This is a genomic window from Campylobacter concisus (assembly GCF_015229965.1).
Taxonomy (GTDB): Bacteria; Campylobacterota; Campylobacteria; order Campylobacterales; family Campylobacteraceae; genus Campylobacter_A; species Campylobacter_A concisus_BD.
This window is the reverse complement of sequence record NZ_JAAKZB010000005.1, coordinates 95382-113188: the sequence shown is the minus strand read 5'-3', so window position 1 is coordinate 113188 and position 17807 is coordinate 95382. Positions and strand designations below refer to the sequence as shown.

General features: G+C 39.9%; 16 protein-coding genes. 4 read left to right on the top strand and 12 right to left on the bottom strand.

All coding sequences use genetic code 11. From position 1 onward, the window contains the following. Positions 1-345: 345 nt before the first annotated feature. The 4 genes from G6W43_RS03775 to G6W43_RS03760 form a co-directional block, all read right to left on the bottom strand. On the bottom strand, positions 346-783 hold the full coding sequence (locus G6W43_RS03775; protein WP_021085477.1) for a hypothetical protein: 438 nt from the start codon (positions 781-783) through the stop codon (positions 346-348). A gap of 30 nt (positions 784-813) precedes the next feature. Next, positions 814-2055, bottom strand: a complete 1242-nt coding sequence (locus tag G6W43_RS03770; protein ID WP_194169191.1) for an ArsS family sensor histidine kinase — start codon at positions 2053-2055, stop codon at positions 814-816. Further along, on the bottom strand, positions 2055-2732 hold the full coding sequence (locus G6W43_RS03765) for a response regulator transcription factor (RefSeq protein ID WP_002940190.1): 678 nt from the start codon (positions 2730-2732) through the stop codon (positions 2055-2057). Before G6W43_RS03765 ends, G6W43_RS03770 begins: the two co-directional genes overlap by 1 nt. A 97-nt stretch (positions 2733-2829) precedes the next feature. Further along, entirely contained in the window at positions 2830-4233 is a 1404-nt protein-coding gene (locus G6W43_RS03760; protein ID WP_194169190.1) for a Do family serine endopeptidase, read from the bottom strand. A 155-nt stretch (positions 4234-4388) separates the two neighbouring features. Between G6W43_RS03760 and G6W43_RS03755 the strand changes: the two genes are divergently transcribed. From G6W43_RS03755 to G6W43_RS03745, 3 genes are read left to right on the top strand one after another with little or no spacing between them, the layout of a single operon-like run. Further along, positions 4389-5297, top strand: a complete 909-nt coding sequence (locus tag G6W43_RS03755) for a DnaJ C-terminal domain-containing protein (protein ID WP_194169189.1) — start codon at positions 4389-4391, stop codon at positions 5295-5297. Between the two features lie 3 nt (positions 5298-5300). After that, the gene (locus tag G6W43_RS03750; protein WP_103585899.1) at positions 5301-5675 is read left to right on the top strand and encodes a heat shock protein transcriptional repressor HspR; all 375 of its coding nucleotides are present in this window, start codon (positions 5301-5303) and stop codon (positions 5673-5675) included. A gap of 3 nt (positions 5676-5678) precedes the next feature. Then, positions 5679-7304 (top strand): cation:proton antiporter, encoded by a 1626-nt coding sequence (locus G6W43_RS03745; RefSeq protein ID WP_194169188.1) that lies wholly within the window; start codon positions 5679-5681, stop codon positions 7302-7304. Between the two features lie 289 nt (positions 7305-7593). Here the strand turns inward: G6W43_RS03745 and G6W43_RS03740 are convergent, their stop codons facing one another. Together G6W43_RS03740 and secA are read right to left on the bottom strand one after the other, a co-directional pair. Next, positions 7594-8793, bottom strand: a complete 1200-nt coding sequence (locus G6W43_RS03740; RefSeq protein ID WP_194169187.1) for an ABC transporter permease — start codon at positions 8791-8793, stop codon at positions 7594-7596. Between the two features lie 51 nt (positions 8794-8844). Continuing rightward, positions 8845-11451, bottom strand: a complete 2607-nt coding sequence (secA, locus tag G6W43_RS03735; RefSeq protein WP_194169186.1) for a preprotein translocase subunit SecA — start codon at positions 11449-11451, stop codon at positions 8845-8847. A gap of 97 nt (positions 11452-11548) precedes the next feature. On the opposite strand from secA, the gene lolA reads away from it, so the two are divergent. Further along, positions 11549-12061 carry a LolA-like outer membrane lipoprotein chaperone gene (lolA, locus tag G6W43_RS03730; protein WP_002940204.1) on the top strand — a complete coding sequence of 171 codons (513 nt, stop codon included), beginning with the start codon at positions 11549-11551 and terminating at the stop codon, positions 12059-12061. A gap of 27 nt (positions 12062-12088) precedes the next feature. Here lolA and G6W43_RS03725 read toward each other — a convergent pair whose 3' ends face one another. Genes G6W43_RS03725 through G6W43_RS03700 form a run of 6 tightly spaced genes read right to left on the bottom strand, consistent with a single transcriptional unit; the run spans position 12089 to position 17750 of the window. Then, entirely contained in the window at positions 12089-12628 is a 540-nt protein-coding gene (locus G6W43_RS03725) for a hypothetical protein (RefSeq protein WP_194169185.1), read from the bottom strand. Beyond that, positions 12625-13944, bottom strand: coding sequence for an ATP-dependent DNA helicase (locus tag G6W43_RS03720; protein ID WP_194169184.1), 1320 nt, complete (start codon positions 13942-13944; stop codon positions 12625-12627). Before G6W43_RS03720 ends, G6W43_RS03725 begins: the two co-directional genes overlap by 4 nt. Then, positions 13945-15960: an SH3 domain-containing protein gene (locus G6W43_RS03715; protein WP_194169183.1), complete on the bottom strand. Its 2016-nt coding sequence runs from the start codon at positions 15958-15960 to the stop codon at positions 13945-13947. Beyond that, positions 15957-16451, bottom strand: a complete 495-nt coding sequence (locus G6W43_RS03710; RefSeq protein WP_194169182.1) for a chemotaxis protein — start codon at positions 16449-16451, stop codon at positions 15957-15959. The genes G6W43_RS03715 and G6W43_RS03710 overlap by 4 nt, the downstream gene beginning before the upstream one ends. Continuing rightward, positions 16444-16887, bottom strand: coding sequence for a DUF523 domain-containing protein (locus G6W43_RS03705; RefSeq protein ID WP_194169181.1), 444 nt, complete (start codon positions 16885-16887; stop codon positions 16444-16446). The genes G6W43_RS03710 and G6W43_RS03705 overlap by 8 nt, the downstream gene beginning before the upstream one ends. Then, positions 16884-17750, bottom strand: a complete 867-nt coding sequence (locus tag G6W43_RS03700; RefSeq protein WP_194169180.1) for a D-amino acid aminotransferase — start codon at positions 17748-17750, stop codon at positions 16884-16886. The genes G6W43_RS03705 and G6W43_RS03700 overlap by 4 nt, the downstream gene beginning before the upstream one ends. Positions 17751-17807 lie beyond the last annotated feature (57 nt).

The window sequence follows — 17807 nt, the reverse complement described above, 5'->3', positions numbered from 1 at the left end:
ATCCCCTAACCCCGACGACGTTAGAGGTGCATGCGAAGGTGCTGGCGCACTGCATGCGCTTTATCATCAGGCAAGTGTAACGCGAATTTTAAAATTTCATGAACGAGTAATTTCGGCTCTAAAATTTGAGCTAAGCGATGAGCGAAGCCAAATTTTAGTAGTCAATTCTTAGGGGTGAGTGGAATTTTAAAATTTACAACACAATCTAATTAAATTTAATGTTAAGAGGCTAATAGGTTTAAATTAAAAATACCTTTAGCCAATATAACGTTAGAGGTGCAGATAGTGCTAACACACTACCTGCTTTTATTGGATTTTCTAATAAATTATTTTATTAAATTTATCTCAAACGATATCTTCAAAAACTTCAAATTTATCTTGATTTACAAGCATCTCAAGCAAGACGCCGTAGTTGTCTTTTATCTCATCTTGAAGTTTTATAGCAAGCTCTTTTGCGTCTTTTCCATCTTTTGGATAGGTAACTACTAGATCGATCGGCTCAGCGTTTAAAAACTCTTGTATGCCAGTTAGTAGCTCGCTAGCGCCTCTCTCATTTGTGCCGTGAAGTACGACCACGTAGTGTTCGTTTTCTCTTATGACAACATCTGTTTGTCTTAGGATTTTTTCAAAAATTTCGCCATATTCTTTACTATTTGGCAAAGAAAAATATATCAAAGATAAATTTTTCGCATAGTCCTTTACGTTTTTGTATCGCTTTATAAAAGCTATCTCAAGATCGATTATTGATAAAATATCAACTGCTGAGAAGATTTTTGCCGCCATTTTTACACTCCTTTTTTTGCGGTTTTGATTTTACGCCGCTATTATATCTTGTAAATTTTCAAAAATAAAGACATTCATTCCATTTTTGTATTCATAGCCAAATTTTAGTCCATGAGCCTCAAGGATGTTGCTAACTATATATAAACCTAGACCAAAGCTCTTTTGCGCGTCCTCGCCCTTGATAAATGGCTGGATGTAAAAGTCAAGGTCGTTTTTTAGCTTCTCGCCTTGGGTTATAAATTTCATATGATCTTTGCTAACCATGATATTTACATGCTTGTCTGTTGAATACTTTATGCCATTATCTATCATATTTTTTATAGCGACTGAAAATAGCTTAAAATCAACCATCACCCTAACCTCGTCAAGTTCGCTGATGCCAACGTGCTCTTTTTCGATCATCGCTATATCTATCGCCTCATCGATAAGGTCTCTCATAAGGCAAGGCGTCTTGTTTGTAAGACCTATTTTTGAGGTTATCTGCTCGATCGCAGCAAGCTCGTTTATCAAATTTTCAAGCTTATGAAAAACTGAGATTAGCCTCTCTTGATTTTTGCTTTTTTCTATCATTTGAGCGGCGATCAGCCCCTTTGTGATAGGCGTTTTTAGCTCGTGCATGATATTTCTTAAGAAAAGATGCCTTGAGTCATTTAGTGCTTTGATCTGACAAACAGCCTCATAAAATGCCTCTGAAACTTCAGAAATTTCATCCTTGCCGTTGCCGACATTTTGCACGCCGTCAAGCTCGCCATTTGCAAATTTCACGATCTGACGCTTTAGCTTTCTAAGCGGTTTTATCTTATAGATGACAAAGATATAAGCAGCCAGCAAGATGACTGCAACTACGGCAAATACAGCCTTTATCACCTCGTATCTATAAGGCTGAAATTCTTTATCCATCAAAAGCTTTAGCTCGTCTAAATGCTCGATCTTTAGGTAGTGATGTTTATCATAAAGCAAGATAGCACTAGATCCTAGATCACTTGAAATTTCTTCTAAAACGGCTGCATTTTTTAAAATTTCTTCTTTTTCATTTTTAGCGGTGATCTCTGGCATGTCGATGTTTGAGAGCTGACGATCGTACTGGGCTTTGTTTATGATGCCACCCATGTAGAGCAAATTTGTCCTAGCGACGTTTGAGTATTTGTTATTTAGCTCTCTTGTGTAGTTTTGCTTGTCAAAGCCCATAAGCCACAAAAAGGCTAGAAATATCGAAACGAGCGCGAGAGCAAAGATAAACGTTATCGTGATAAATATAGAAGATCTTGGCATCAAAGAACCAACTTATAGCCGATGCCGCGGATCGCGTGGATGTATTTTGGCTCTTTTGGATTTTCATTTAGTTTTTGGCGAATTCTGCCGATGATAACGTCGATACTTTTGTTTGAGCTATCTTCATTTATGCTTTCGCAGTTGTAGATGAGCTCCTCTCTAGTGACCGCCCCACCCTCTTTTTGAAGCAGATATTTTAAGATATCATACTCCGCTGCGGTTAAATTTAGCACGCTTCCTTTAAATAAAATTTCCCGTTCAAATTCTTTTAAAACTAAGTCTTTGTTTAAATTTCTTGCCTCATTAGCTGGAGCTATGCTCTGCCTTCTTAGATGACTTTTTATGCGAGCAAGAAGCTCTTGTGGGTCATAAGGCTTTGGTAGATAGTCATCCGCGCCGTTATCTAGGGCATTTACTTTGTCCGTTATATCGTGCCTTGCGCTTGAGATGATTATAGGGATGTTGTGCTTTTTTCTTATCTCTTTGCACACCTCTAGTCCGTCCATGCCAGGGAGCGTAAGATCAAGGATAACTAGGTCAAATTCACTTGTGTTTAAAGTAGATAGTCCGATATATGGCTCCTCAGCCGTCGTTACTTTTATGTCGTAGTTTTCTAGGTATTCAGTCAAAATTTCAGCAAGCTCCATATCATCTTCTATCATTAAAATTCTAGTCATGATCTTTCCTGGTGTAAATTTATTTTTAAGGATTATAGCAGATAAAGGTTTTAAAAATTTAAAAGAGTTAAGAGCTGAAATTTCAGCTCTTAAGTAGTTATTTTATAACAAGGCCTTGCATGATGCCACCGCGGTTTATCCACACTAGCGTCTTTTTGCCTTTTGCATTTTTAACAGTGCTTGCAAATGTTTGAATATCTTTTATGCTCTCTTCGCCAACTTGAACGATCACATCGCCTCTTTCAAAGCCAAAGTCTTCAGCTTTTGAGCCAGATTTTACGTCAGTTACAAGCACGCCTTGAGTGTCTGGACTGATCTTATATTTAAATCTTATCTCATCGCTTAGATTACTAACGCTAAGACCATCGATGATGACGCTTTTTGTAGCATCTTTTGCGTTGTGATCCATATTTACAAGCTTGATTTTTGTATTCATCACTTTATTTGATCGCTCGTAAGTTATATCAACGCTGCTATTTGGAGTTAGTGAGCCGATGAAATTTTTAAGATCATTTGCGTTTTTGATAGCTTTGCCGTTTGCTGAAATAACCAAGTCACCTCTTTTTAGCCCTGCTTCATCTGCTGGCATGCCCTGCTCTACGCCGCTTATTAAAGCACCATCTTTATTTGTATAAAGCTCTTTTTGCTCATCGGTTAAATTTGCTATCGTAACGCCGATAAATCCACGCTCGATCTTGCCGTCAGTTATTAGCTTTTTAGCGATGTCTTTTACCATATTTGATGGTATGGCAAATCCTATGCCGTTATTACCACCACTTTTTGAAAGTATGGCTGAGTTTATACCGACTAAATAGCCTCTGCTATCAACCAAAGCGCCACCTGAGTTGCCAGGGTTTATAGAGGCGTCTGTTTGGATGAAATTTTCATATTGATTAAGACCGATATCATCTTTATTTAGCCCTGAGACGATGCCTTGAGTGATGCTCTCACCTACGCCAAAAGGATTGCCTATGGCAAAGACTACGTCCGCGTCAAGTAGCTTTGACGAGTCAGCAAATGTGATCGCATTTAGCCCATTTGCATCTATCTTTATAACGGCTAGATCAGTCTTTGGATCGCTACCTATTAGCTTCGCTTTATACTCCTTGCCACCCTTTGCCAAGGTCACGACGATCTGGTCGCTATCTTCGATGACGTGGTTGTTTGTAACGATGTAGCCGTCATTTGAGATGATGACGCCAGAGCCAAGAGAGGTTGTCTTTTCTTTCTCTTTTGGCTTTGCAAAGTTAAATCCAAAAAATTCATTAAAAAACGGGTCATTAAACATCTGTTCGATGCCAGCGTTGCTTACTGTTTTTGTAGTTGAGATATTTACAACTGAAAGTTTTGCCTGAGCGATAGAGTCATAGTATGAGAGCACACTATTTTTATCACTTAACGGCGAAACTCTAGTTACATCTTGGTTTGCTTCGTTAAATTTAATATCAGCTCCAATTAGCAAAGAAGCCGCCGCTAATGAAATTAGCATAAATTTTTTCATTTTTTTCCTTTAAATTGAAAATGTCTTGAAATTATAAATAGAGCTTAAAAATAAAATCTTAACGCTTTTTTCTCCTTTGTAAATAAAAATAAACTTGACTTGCATAGACTAAAGTTTTGTGATATAATCCGTGTCAAAAAACATAAGGAGAATTTATGAGCGAAAGCTTAAGCGAAAGCTTATATGAAACTTTAGGTGTCTCAAAAGGTGCCTCGAGTGACGAGATAAAAAAAGCTTATAGAAAACTTGCTAGAAAGTACCATCCAGACATAAATAAAGACCCTGGCGCAGAGGATAAATTTAAAGAGATAAACGCTGCTTATGAAATTTTAAGTGACGAGAAAAAACGTGCCCAGTATGATCAATACGGCGATAATATGTTTGGCGGTCAAAATTTCCACGACTTTGCCAGAGGCTCGGCCGATATGGGCGATCTAAACGATATCTTGAAAAATATCTTCTCGGGTGGATTTGGCGGAGGCGGCGCTAAATTTAGCAGTGGCTTTGGTGGAGGTTTTGAAGGATTTGAAGGCTTTGGCGGAGGTGGATTTGGCTTTGGCGGAGCTGATCTAGACGTAAATGCCAAAATTTCTTTACCATTTGACGTGGCTGTAACTGGCGGCGAACATAAGATAAATTTTAATGGCGAGAGCATCAAGATAAAGATCCCAAGCGGTATAGAAGGCGGCGAAAAACTTCGCATAAAAGGCAAAGGCAAGAGTGCTGGCGGTCAAACTGGCGATCTTATACTTGCCATTAGCGTTGAGCCAAGCGACGAGTACGAAAGAGTCGGAGATGATCTTTATAAAGATGTAGAAATTCCACTAAAAACTATGCTTTTTGGCGGTAAGATAAATGTGCATACATATAAAAAAGATGTAACCATCAAGATCGCTGAGAACTCAAAAACAGGTACGAAGATCCGCTTGAAAGGATACGGCGTGCAAAACAGAAAAAGTGGAATTTATGGAGACCTCTATCTAAAAGCTAGGGTAAAACTTCCAAATATCAGTGAGCTTGACGAGGGCTTAGCAAAAGAGTTAAAAGAAAAATTACCGGAGTAAAAAATGCAAAATTATGAAGAACCACTTTTTTTAATAAGCGTTGTAGCAAAGGTTTTAAGCATACATCCACAAACTTTAAGACAATACGAAAGAGAGGGACTAGTTGAACCCTCAAGAACAGATGGCAAGATGAGGCTATACTCGCAAAAAGACGTTGATCGCGTCAAAACGATACTAAATTTGACCCGTGAGCTTGGCGTAAATTTAGCAGGTGTTGATGTGATACTTCAGCTAAAAGAGAAAATTGACGATTTAGAAGCAACTATTGATGATTTAAATAAAAAATTACACGAAGCTACCAGTCAAACCAGCAACAAAAGATCGCTAGTAAAGAGGAAAAGTAGCTTTGATCTTGTATTTTACGAAGGCAAAAAATAATATATGGAACAAATTTTAGAAGGCTTCTTGCTTGTCGCTGCGATCTCAGTCGCGTTAAATGTCATTTTTAAGAAATTTCAGATACCAACCATCATCGGCTACATCGTAACCGGCACGCTTATATCAGAATTTTTCAACCTAAAAAGCAACGATGAAATTTCTCATATAGCGGAATTTGGTATCGCATTTTTGATGTTTACGATCGGACTTGAGTTTAGCTTTAAACACCTGATGAGCATGAAAAAAGAGGTCTTTCTAAATGGCGGTCTGCAAGTTTGCTTAAGTGGCTTTGTGATGGGCGTGATGCTTTACTACGCGCTTCATCTAAAGGACGAGACAGCGCTTATCGCTGGTCTTGCCTTTGCTCTATCATCAACAGCGATCGTGCTAAAAACGCTAAATGACAACGGCGATGTGAGTAAAATTTATGGTAGAAAGGCGCTTGGAATTTTACTATTTCAAGATATCGCCGTCATCCCTATTTTGCTTATGATAGATATGTTTAGCTCGCAAGATGCCTCGATAAATGAGCTTTTACTAAAGACATTTACGAGTGCGGTTATCCTTATCGTTGTGCTATTTTTGCTCGGCAAATACGTCATCAACTGGATATTTTACAAAGTCGTTCAGACAAACTCTCAAGAGGTCTTTATCGCTACGATCCTCTTTTTGGTCGTTGGCGCCAGCACACTGGCTCACTTCTTTGGCTTTTCATACTCTCTTGGTGCGTTCTTAGCTGGTATGATGATGGCAGAAACACAGTATAAGCACCAGATCGAGGTTGATCTCATACCTTTTAGAGATCTGCTTCTTGGACTATTTTTCATAACCGTTGGCATGCAGATAAATTTTGTAGTCGTGCTCTCAAATATCTGGCTAGTTTTAGGTCTAGTCTCTAGCATAATGGTCGTAAAAGCCATCGTCGTTTTTGCCGTTTTAAATATCTACTTAAAACGCAGGGTCGCTGCTAAAACCGCGCTTAGCGTCTGCCAGATCGGCGAATTTGCACTGGCTGTCTTTGGGCTGATGACTACAAGAAATTTACTTGATATTCAAACAGCTCAAATTTTCATCGCAGCCTCTGTTATATCGATGTTTGCAACACCTTTTATACTTAAAAAGCTTGACGTGATAGCTGATCTTGTAGAGCGTGAGGTGGTAGTTGAATCAAACGAGACCTTAAAGCCACAAAAACTAAAAAATCACATCGTAGTCTTTGGCTATGATAGGCTCGGTCAAGAGGTCGTTTTAAGGCTAAAAGAGACAAAGCTTTTATACATCGTGCTTGATAATGACATCAGTCTAGTCGAGCTTGGCAGAAGCCGTGGGGAAAATGTATTTTTAGGAAATGTGCTTCAAAGCAACACTCTTGAAAACGCTTGCTTAGACGATGCAGCCGCTGTCATCATAACTGTAAATAACGAGCAAAGAGTTGAGCTGATCGCGCAAAAGATCAAAGACTACGGAGCAAATATCCAAACGATCATCAAAGCAAATGGCGAGGGTAACAAAGATATCTTCGGCGAGCTAGGCGAGAATTTCCACCTTATAAGCGAGGAGCGCGTCATGGCAAAAACACTTGTTCATGAAGCCCTTCAGTGCAAGATCGACCACGACGTAAGAGCGTAGTAAATTTAGCTTCTTAAAACACGATTTTTTGTTAAGTTCGTTTAAATAAATTAATAAAACTATTAGCAACTTTTTTATTGTATAAGAAACAATAGAGAGAATAAAACAAATCATTTTTAAAGCTAAAATTTGTCTAGCCGTAGCATCATTTAGATATAAATGGCAAAGAATTAAAAATTGATGAGCTATTAAAAGATAAAAAATAGAATTTATTGCAAATTAAAATAAAAGCATATTAGAAAATAATATGCTTTTAAAAATCAAATTTAAAGCCTAGCTTTGCCAGGCTTTACTCATTTCTTAAAGTTTGAAGGACATTTACCTCTGTGGCTTTTTTGGCAGGATAGTAAGACGAGATAGCCACGATAAACACAGCCCCAACTACGATAAGCACAAGATCGATGGTTGAGAGTTCAAGTGGTAGTTTACTTGAGCCATAAACGTCAGCTGGCAGGTCTATGATGTTGAAATTTCCAAGTAAAAATAGCCCCAAAAAGCCAAGCACCAAGCCAAATATAATGCCACCTCCGCCGATAACTAGCCCTTGATAAAAGAAGCTTCTTTTTATCTCGCCTTTGCTAGCTCCAAGTGCTAAAAGCAAGGCGATCTCCTGCCTACGGTTCATCACTGTCATTAGTAGCGAGCTTATGATATTTAGCGACGCCACAAGGATAATAAGCATCAAAACTATAAAAAGTGCTCTTTTTTCAAGTGCGAGAGCTGAGAAAAAGTTGCCATTTTGCTCCCACCAGCCAATGGCAACCGTGCCTGCTGGAAGCCCCTCGCGCACCCTTTTTATATCATCAAATGGCTTGTTTGAAAAGATGTGAATTCCATCATAAACGCCCTTTGGATAGTCCAAAATTTTCCTCAAAGCCTCGACAGAAGTATATGAAAACGCCTTGTCGTAGGCGATTAGCCCAGATGTAAATGAGCCGCCGATGTCAAAGCGCTTCATCTTTGGCGTTAGCGAAAAGCCAGCTGGATCAGCCTTTGTAAAGATAAGCGTTAGTTTTTCATCATCTCTTAGTCTAAACTCACTCGTTATGCCGCTTCCCACAAGTATCTCAAAGCCCTCTAGCTCTTTGTCTTTTAAAGCTTCATTTACGACCGAGTTTATCTGCTTTTCATCTTTAAAATTTACGCCATAAATTAGCCCGCCTTCAAGCGCGTTTGCCGAGCGGTAGATGACCTGCGTGCTGATATATGGACTAAATTTAAGATCACTAAATTTAGCCTTCAGCTCATCTACAAAGCCATCATCGATCGATCCTTTAAAGGCACTTTGAACAGTTATTGGGTAGTTCATCGTAAAAAGTTTGCGCTCAAATTCTTTATCAAATCCGTTCATAATAGCCATCGCAACTATTAAAACCATAAGTCCGATGCTAACACCAAGAAAGGCGAGCAAGGCGCTTAGAGCGATAAATGGCTGAGTTTTATCAAATCTTAAATATTTAAAAAGTAGGTACTTTGGTAAGCTTGTCATCAAATAGCCTTTAAAAGATTAAGGCGCTTTGGCGCCTTAAAAGTAGAAATTTTAAGCAAATATGCCTTTTTTAGGGCCACTTTTGCCGTGGCAATCTTTATATTTTTTACCGCTTCCGCAAGGGCATGGAGCGTTTCTCGGTATCTTTTTTTCTGGCGTGAAATTTTCATCTTCGCCTTGGTTGTTGTAGCTTAAATTTTCATCTTCAGCATTTTGGCTAGCTTCTAGCATCATCCTAGCTTGCTCTTCTTGCTCCTCACGGCTCTTAAATCTAACGATTTGAAGCGTCTTCACGCTCTCAGTTTTTAGTCTGCCAACTAGCTCCATAAAGAGGTTGTAGCTCTCTTTTTTATACTCCACTAGCGGATCTTTTTGGTTATATCCTCTAAGGCCGATGCCAGTTTTTAGGATATCCATCTGATAAAGGTGCTCTCTCCACGCATTATCAAGCACTTGAAGGTATAAAATTTTCTCTATATCTTTTCTTTGCTCTTCGTTTAGCACGCTCATTTTTTCGTTATATCTAACCTCTAAAATTTGAGCTATTTTTTCTACCAGTTCATTATACTCTAGCCCTTTTAGCTCGCTCTCGTCGATCTCTTCGCCACAATCTGCAAGGATGATAGAGCATAAATTTTTAATGTCGTAGTCATCTTTCAAGCCGCCATGGAAAATTTCAGCCGTATCAAGTAAATTTGTGGCGTATTCAACTCTGTTTTGAGCTATCTTCTCGCTCATATCGTAGCTCTTATCAAGTAGTTCGTCGCGGTACTTGTAGATAGTCTTTCTTTGCTCATTTGCCACATCGTCATACTCAAGCAAGTGCTTTCTAGCCTCAAAGTGCAAGCTCTCGACTTTCTTTTGAGCATTTTCAACAGCTCTTGTCACCATGCGGCTCTCGATGCTTTCGCCCTCGTCGATACCAAGCCTATCCATGATCGCTTTTATGCGGTCGCTACCAAAAATCCTTAAAAGATTGTCCTCTAAGCTTAGGTAAAATCTACTCATACCAGGATCACCCTGACGTCCAGCACGGCCACGCAGCTGATTATCTATCCTTCTACTTTCGTGCCTTTCGGTGCCGATGATATATAGACCGCCAAGGTCTCTCACCTCGTCGTTTATCCTGATATCAACACCGCGTCCAGCCATGTTTGTAGCGATAGTCACAGCGCCTTTTACGCCAGCTTGTGCGATGATCTCGGCCTCTTTTTCATGGTTTTTAGCATTTAGCACAGAGTGTGGGATACCAGCTTTTTTAAGCATCTCATGAAGCACCTCACTGCGCTCGATACTTGCAGTTCCCACAAGCACTGGCTGACCTTTTTCATGAGCTTTTTTAACTTCGTCGATGACAGCTTTAAATTTCTCGTTTTGAGTTTTATAGATAAGGTCGTTTTGATCTATCCTCTTAACTGGCACGTTTGTTGGGATCGAGATAACTTCAAGATTATAAATTTGAGAAAACTCAGTAGCCTCAGTCTGAGCCGTACCAGTCATACCTGCAAGTTTTTTATACATTCTAAAGTAGTTTTGATAGGTCGTATCGGCTAGCGTTTGGCTCTCTTCTTGAATTTTCACGCCCTCTTTTGCCTCAAGCGCTTGGTGAAGCCCCTCACTAAAGCGCCTGCCCTCACTTAGACGTCCTGTAAATTCATCAACGATGACAACCTCGCCATCTTTTACGACATAATGAACGTCTTTTTCAAAGAGATTGTGAGCTTTTAGAGCTTGATCTAGGTGGTGGCTTAGCACGGCGTTTTCAAGGTTGTATAAATTTTCAACTCCAAAGAGCTTTTCGGCCTTGCTTATGCCAGCCTCTGTGATCATTATCGTTCTATTTTTTTCATCTACTATAAAGTCCCCCGTTGGCTTTGAACCTGGCACGTTTGGATCAGCTGGAGTGCCTCTGGTAAGCTGTTTTGCGACTTGATCAGCTCTTATGTAACCATCAAGCGTGCGGTTTGTTGGACCAGAGATGATAAGTGGCGTTCTAGCCTCATCTATCAAGATACTATCGACCTCGTCCACGATGACGAAGTTGTGGCCTCTTTGCACCTTTTGACCAGCTTCAAATTTCATATTATCACGCAAATAGTCAAAGCCAAATTCTGAGTTTGTGCCGTATGTTATGTCCGCGTTATAGGCAGCTTGCCTTACCTCATCGTCGTATCCGCCACTTAGTATCACATCGACGCTTAAGCCTAAAAAGTTATAAAGCTCGCCCATTTGCGTCGCGTCACGCTTTGCAAGGTAGTCATTTACGGTCACTACATGCACGCCCTTGCCACTCATCGCATTTAATATAACTGGCAAAGTCGCAACCAAGGTCTTACCCTCGCCTGTCTTCATCTCAGCGATCCTGCCCTCGTTTAGCACCATACCGCCGATTAGTTGCACGTCAAAATGGCGCATCTTAAGCACCCTTTTGCTGGCCTCTCTAACCAGCGCAAAGACATCATTTAAAATTTGATCTAAAGTGACTTTCTCTTCTACGACTTGGGCTTTAAGCTCGTTAAATTTGATCTTAAGCTCATCGTTGCTCATTTTCTCATAAGTAGGCTCTAGCGCGTTTATCTGCGCCACACGTTTTATATATTTTTTGACTTCTCTATCGTTTTTCGTGCCAAAAATCTTTCTAAATACCGATGAAATCATTACTTTACCTTCCTAAATTTTTAAACTTTGGATCTTAGCATAGTTTAACTATTTATTTAATTAAACTGGGCTAGAATACGCCAAAAAAGGATAAAAAATGAGAAAATTTTTGATAGCTTCTCTTGTTGCGGTTTGCTCATTTGGTGCTGGCTTAAATTTTAAAAGCCTACAAAGTGACTTTACTCAAACTGTCTTTAGCGAAGGTAAGAGTGTAAATTACAAGGGTAGATTTTACGCTAAAAGCGACAACACCGCGCTTTGGATATATGAAAGTCCAACACCAAAGAGGATTTACTTTGACAAAGACAAGGTGGTCGTGATCGAAGATGAGCTTGAGCAAGCCATCATTTCAAGACTAGATGACACGCCAAATTTGACGCAGGTTTTGGCTCATGCAGAGCAAATTCAGCCGACTCTTTATAAGGCGATATATGACGGAGTTGAGTATTTTATAACGATAAAAAACACGCTTCCAACGACGATTGACTATAAAGACAAGCTCTCAAATAAGATAAAAATCACTCTAAGCAACCCAGTAAAAGACGCGCTCATCCCAAAAGAGACGCTAACCCCAGTTATCCCACAAGGTTACGACATCGTAAATCAATAAATTTGGCTAGCTTTTAGCCAAATTTACTCACTTCTGCCCGAAGTCTTTTCCAAATTCTTGCACATTATTTAGATCGATCGGCTTTTGCACCATGTCGTTTGGATCAGGCGAGATGATGATCTCATTGCCTTTTTTCTTCTTTTCTGGCTTTGTCATCACATCTTCATTGACGCTTGGATCAGAGCATAAATTTTGGCTTTTTATCGCTTTTATGATCTCGCTTAGTTCTAGATTATTTATCACTTTGATGTTTAAAATAAGCACGTCGTCGATGTCAAGCGAGTGCTTTTTGGCTGCGTATTTCATAAAGAGCTCTTTAAATTTCTCTTTTCCCATTGAGGTTAGGATGTCCTCCACGTAAAAGCTGCCAACAACGACGTTTAGCGCATCAAGCACGTATGCTTCGTTCTCCTCCACGTCACGTCCGACAACTTCAAGGTTCATGCTTATCTTTTTTGTTAAATTTTGTCCAGCTTTTGAATAGATGTCTGTTTGAAAGTCACTCACTTTTAGCACATCTGCAAATGCAAAAACGCCAAAAACAAGGCTTAAAAGTAGCTTTTTCATAAACTCTCCTTAATATGCAAAAATACGTTTTCTTGGTAAAATTTCTTAACTTCGTCGTCAATTTTAACCACTTTTCTTAAATGCTGCCTAAAATCACTTTTCTTATCATAAAAAAGTTTTAAATTTTTAGGATTTACCGCGCGAGAAAGTGCGACGTAGAGCTGCCCTTTGGCAAAGATGTGGTTGATGTTGCAAATGAGCGAGTTTATACTCATGCCTTGAGACTTGTGGATAGTTAGCGCATAGGCAAGCTTAAATGGAAACTGATAAAGCGAGGCCTGCACGTTCTCCTCGATCTCGTCTTCGTTTAAATTTAGCGCGCAAAAGTTATAAGCGCACTTTTCTATCTCACATATCTCGCCGCTATCTTTTTGCACGATCACACTTGATATGGCGCCATTTTCTTTTAAAATTTGCATGATCTTGCCCTGCTCGCCGTTGTAGTACTCGCCCCATTTATTTGAAGTAAAGATGATTTTTGCGCCTATCTTCATCTCTAAATTTCTTGAGATATTTAGCGTATTTGCCCACTTTTCAAACTCTTTTTTGTCTAAATTTTCATCCATAACAAGCACGTCCGAGTTTGAAATTTCAAGTGGCGCATTAAGTGCAAGAAGTCTTTTTTGATTTAGCATCTCAGCCTCGGCGTTTCTGCCAAAAAGCACGCTAGTCTCGCTATCTGGCTCGATAGCTCCCACTCGCAAGCTCTCGATATAAGCCATCATCTCATCATCTAGCTCACCAACTCTAAGACGAGAGAGAATTTCATAAAATTTAAGATCATTTGTGCGTTTTGAGACGAGCAGCTCGACATTTGTAAATTTCATATCCTCCCACGCACTGGAGTTAAAGGCGTATAAAAAGTTAAAAAGTTTGCTCTCATTTTGCTCCTTTTGCACGGGTGGCAGCTGATAAAAGTCGCCCACTATGAGCACACTGCCCTTAAATTTAGAGGTGAGCAAGCGGTATCTTATCATCTCCATGACATTTGAGCTAACCATCGAAATTTCATCAATTACTAGCAGATCGCAAGCATCTAGCATATTTCGTAGTTTGTTTAGCTTATCTTTTTGGCGGTAGTCAAGCCGTCTTAGCTCCTCGTAGTCCTTGCAGTAGCCAAATTTAAAAAAGCTATGCAAGCTAACTCCCCCAAGGCTAACAGCGCTTATGCCAGTTGAGCCAAGGATGACGACATTTTTAAAATTTTCTTTGTAGTGTCTGATGATGGAGGCGGTTAGATAGCTCTTGCCAACACCGCCACCGCCTGTTAAAAAGACATTTGAGCGAGATAAAATTTCTAAAATTTGATCTTTCATCTACTCAAACATCTCTGGGCGATACTCAAAATGCATCGTATCAAAGTGTTTCCAGCGTCCGCCCCAGATAAATTTATGTCTCTCAAATACTCGCACGATCTTTTCAGGGATCAAGTTCTCATAGCCCTTGCTCCACTGCCAGTAGTGGCTCTTTTTTACATTTATATCGATCGCGATGCCGTAGCTGTGCGCGCTTAGGCGGTTTGTGCCAGCGATGATGCGCCACTTAAATGTCCCGCCTGGATCTTTTAGATATTCAAGTAAATTTGGATCGCTCTTTACCATCTCATTTAGCTCGTTGCTCACATCCTGCAAGGCAGCTGCAGCGCCATTTTTAGAGTTAAATTTCAAAGGCAAATTTAAAAAATCCTTTAGCCAGATGACATCAACCAAATTTGCTTTTACCGCGCTCTCGCTTGAGCCATAAATTTTGCCTAAAAGCTCGTAGTTTCTGCACCTGCCAGCATCACTAAGGGCCGCGCTAAGTGGCGAAAACGCAGCGTAATCAAGCGCGTTCATATCCTCTATGTCAGCCCCAGTGCTACACTCTTCATCTTTTTGTTTAAAATCATCATAGACTAAACTCGTGCCATCGCTAAATTTAACCAAATTTTCTTCTATCTTTACGCCATAAGCTCGCTGCAAAGCCGACATCTTTCTAGCCTTATCTAGCATCCCTTGCTCAGGTCTCATCACATTTATAGAATCAACCTTTGAGATAAGCAAATTTGCACTTTGTATGTCGCTTCTATTTTGTCCGATATTTAGCGTCGTTATCGCCGTTGCACCAATTAGCGCGCGGCCGTTGTTTGTAGTTTTTAGCCCCCAAGCATCATGCACGACGTAGATATCATCGCCCTTGTATCCAGCATAGAGCATGATGTGGCCTGGTAGATGCACGAGCGTGAGATATGGCACGCCTTTTTCTTTTATCTCTTTACTCTTTGCGGCATTACTAAGACCTTTTAGATTGATCTTTTCTCCCATATTTGCCTGCGCCCTTGAGTTCCTAGGCAACCACACGCCAAAGCTTGCTAGCAAGTCTTTTGTAAAAAGCGAGCAGTCTCTTAGCTTATCCACCCCGCCCCAGCCATAAGGCTGAGTAAGAAGCGAGCTAAGAAGTGTTTTTAAATTTGAGTCGTTAAATTTAAGTGGAAAAAGGGCGCTAAAAGACTTTGGGAGGACAAACTCCCTAAGCATATTTCTTACATAAATTTTGCCGTAGTAGTTTTTGTCATCTTGCGCCAAAACTGGCAGTATCGCGCCGACACGCGAGTAAAATAAAAAGTTTCCGCCTTTATCATAAACTGGCATCTTGTCGGTTTTGATCGTTACAAAGCTTGATTTTTGATAGGCAAGCGCCTCTTCATCGCTTATAAATTTGATATCTTCAACCTTCACCCAGCCCCAAACCGCATCATCACTCACAAACGCCCATGCCCTATCTTTTGAGAGGTGCGATACAAAGAGCGGATGAGCGATGCTTAGGGTGGATTCTTGCAGATAGTCAAACGGATAGCCCTCACCTGGAGTTTGCGGGTTTAAAAATATCGGCTCGTCGGTTGGGAAATTTCTTACAGCTGTGTTTGCTGAAGTTAGAGCGTAAGCTGAAATTTGCAAAAAGCCAGCGAAATTTGCATTGTCCTTTTGTGCGTCAAACCAGCTTTGAGGTATCTGCCTAAAATTTGAGCCAAAATACTTTCTCTTCTCGCTTGGCTTATATACATTAAACGCCCAAAAAGCGTCATTTGGGTTAAATTTCACACCTCTAAGGGTAAAAACTTTAAACCTTCTTTTTAAAATTTCATCCTGAGCAAAGCTCGCACTTTGCATATTTTGAGGTAGTGACGAGGCGTCTTGTTTTACTTCAAATTCAAGCAAGCTGATGCGCTCATTTGGCTTATAGACATTTTCGTCTGGCAGGGCATTTTGCTGCTTGTTTGGCTCTGGTTTTGTTGTCTGCGAACAACCCAAAAACAAAGCAACACTAAGTGCTAAAAATATACCTTTTTTCAAATTTCTTCCTTATCCTTAAATATAGCTTCGACGATCAAAACAAAGATATAAAACATCTTTTCATCGTTGTTTTTGCAAATTTGCCTCATCGTCTCGTTTTGATCCTTGACCTTTATATCGTTTGATCTTAAAATTTCTGCAATGTCTGCGCCAAATTTCTTTGAAAGCTCGCCCACTTTGACATCATTTAGCGCGTTTAAAAACCTTGTCGTGTTGCAGTCCATCTGAACTGGCTTATGCTTTAAGATATTTTTAAACTCAAGGCTTAGCTTTTTTAGCTTTTTCTTCTTGACGTAGCTGTGGATTATGGTGAGGACAACCAAGCTAAAGCCAAAGAAAATGTGCAAATTTAGCGAATTTTCGCTCATCTCTCCCTTTAAAAAGAGCACGCCGCTTGCAAAAAGCCCCACCACGCAGGCAAAAAGTAGCAACAAGATGATGTATTTAAAGATCACTTCGACCATGACGTTATCTTTTAGCTTCTCAAACATCAAGCCGCCCTATCTCATCTTCGCTAAAAACTAAAATACCATTTTCTTTTAGCAGTTTTGCCGCTACGCCGTCGCCTAAAATGAGCTTTTTAGTGAAGCTTCCATCATAAATTTGCCCGCTCCCGCAGCTTGGACTTCTAGCTTTTAAGATCGCCTTTTTACAGCCATTTAGCTTAGCTATCTTTAGGCAAATCTCAGCCCCAAATTTAAAATTTTCGCTCACATCTTTAGCTGTTTTTGTAACGACTAAGCCACCTTTCATCTCAGCTGGCTCTCTTGGCGTGCTAAGTCCGCCAAAAACCTCTGGACAGACAAAAAGTAGATGATATTTTTTTGAAATTTCATCTAAAACGCCACTATCCAAAAGGTTGTTTTCGCCATTAAATTTGCAGTTTATGCCAGCAAGGCAGGCGCTTATTAAGACCTTTTCTCTCAAAGTCCAGCTTCTTTTAAAAGCTCGCTAGCATAAATTTCACGAAGTTTGCTTGAGATTTCGCCCACTTTTGCGCCGTTTATCGCCTTGCCGTCAGCATAGATCACTGGCAAAAGTATGAGCGTAGCAGCCGAGATAAAGACTTCATCAGCCGCGTAAACCTCGTCCATGCTAAATTTACGCTCCTCTATCTTTAGTCCGATATCTTTAGCGATCCTTAAAAGCCTCATACGGCGGATCCCTGGCAAAATTTCATTTGAAAGTGGCTTGGTGATGAGAGTTTTATCTTTGATGATAAAAGCGCTCGAGCTACAGCCCTCTGTGACAAAGCCATTTTCTACCATAAAGCCCTCGTCTGCGCCCTTTTTGTGAGCCTCGTTTTTAGCGTAGCATTGAGCTAGAAGCGAGATTGATTTGATGTCGCGTCTCTTCCACCTGATGTCCTCGACACTTACCACTTTTATGCCAGTTTTTGCAGCTGGGTTGTTTAAAATTTCACTCTCGTAGCAAAAGATAAAGACGCTTGGGGTTAAATTTTCCATAAAATAGAAATTTCTAAACGCCACACCTCTTGTTACTTGCATGTAAATTCCACCCTCTTTTAAGTCATTTTTGGCGATCATCTCATTTAAGATCGCTTCAAATTTATCTTTTTCGTAAGGCAGGCTTATATCTATCTCGTTTAAGCTTCTCTCAAATCTCGCCCAAAAGCCATCTTTATCGACCATTTTTGAATTTATCACAGGCACCACTTCATAAATTCCATCGCCAAATATAAATCCTCTATCAAATGCACTAACTTTTGCCTCATCTTTTGGCAAAAACTCGCCATTTAAAAAGACCGTTTCTAAAGCTTTATCTGCCATTTTTAGCTCCTTAAATTTTAGGCAAATTGTATCTAATTTTGTTTGAATTTATAGATT

Coding starts and splice junctions, on each gene's coding strand:
- G6W43_RS03765 (WP_002940190.1), bottom strand. CDS start 2,732: ATGACTAGAATTTTAATGATAGAAGATGATATGGAGCTTGCTGAAATT.
- secA (WP_194169186.1), bottom strand. CDS start 11,451: ATGATTTCATCGGTATTTAGAAAGATTTTTGGCACGAAAAACGATAGA.
- lolA (WP_002940204.1), top strand. CDS start 11,549: ATGAGAAAATTTTTGATAGCTTCTCTTGTTGCGGTTTGCTCATTTGGT.
- G6W43_RS03710 (WP_194169182.1), bottom strand. CDS start 16,451: ATGTTTGAGAAGCTAAAAGATAACGTCATGGTCGAAGTGATCTTTAAA.
- G6W43_RS03720 (WP_194169184.1), bottom strand. CDS start 13,944: ATGAAAGATCAAATTTTAGAAATTTTATCTCGCTCAAATGTCTTTTTA.
- G6W43_RS03725 (WP_194169185.1), bottom strand. CDS start 12,628: ATGAAAAAGCTACTTTTAAGCCTTGTTTTTGGCGTTTTTGCATTTGCA.
- G6W43_RS03745 (WP_194169188.1), top strand. CDS start 5,679: ATGGAACAAATTTTAGAAGGCTTCTTGCTTGTCGCTGCGATCTCAGTC.
- G6W43_RS03740 (WP_194169187.1), bottom strand. CDS start 8,793: ATGACAAGCTTACCAAAGTACCTACTTTTTAAATATTTAAGATTTGAT.
- G6W43_RS03700 (WP_194169180.1), bottom strand. CDS start 17,750: ATGGCAGATAAAGCTTTAGAAACGGTCTTTTTAAATGGCGAGTTTTTG.
- G6W43_RS03775 (WP_021085477.1), bottom strand. CDS start 783: ATGGCGGCAAAAATCTTCTCAGCAGTTGATATTTTATCAATAATCGAT.
- G6W43_RS03750 (WP_103585899.1), top strand. CDS start 5,301: ATGCAAAATTATGAAGAACCACTTTTTTTAATAAGCGTTGTAGCAAAG.
- G6W43_RS03770 (WP_194169191.1), bottom strand. CDS start 2,055: ATGCCAAGATCTTCTATATTTATCACGATAACGTTTATCTTTGCTCTC.
- G6W43_RS03755 (WP_194169189.1), top strand. CDS start 4,389: ATGAGCGAAAGCTTAAGCGAAAGCTTATATGAAACTTTAGGTGTCTCA.
- G6W43_RS03760 (WP_194169190.1), bottom strand. CDS start 4,233: ATGAAAAAATTTATGCTAATTTCATTAGCGGCGGCTTCTTTGCTAATT.